Below are 211 nucleotides of genomic sequence, written 5' to 3' on the forward strand. Positions count from 1 at the left end.
CGGGACGGAACACTAGGTGGTGTGGACTCTAAGGATTCCCTTTTAGGAGCAAATCAGATTCAAGGCTGCTTTTGGGGAGGCCGTCTTGGGTGTGATGGACCGTTTGGTATTGAGCGACGCGGCGTGGAAGCGGATGGCGCCGTTGATCATAGGGCGCCCCGATCAGAAGGGCTCGACCGGGCGCGACAACCGAATGTTCGTTGAAGGAGTG

General features: G+C 57.8%; 1 pseudogene. It reads left to right on the plus strand.

Going from position 1 to position 211, the window contains the following annotated elements:
* Positions 1 to 94: 94 nt before the first annotated feature.
* A pseudogene (locus FNJ47_RS49570) lies at positions 95 to 211 on the plus strand (IS5/IS1182 family transposase); the annotation flags it as partial.

This window comes from Bradyrhizobium uaiense (genome assembly GCF_010811875.1).
Taxonomy (GTDB): Bacteria; Pseudomonadota; Alphaproteobacteria; order Rhizobiales; family Xanthobacteraceae; genus Bradyrhizobium; species Bradyrhizobium uaiense.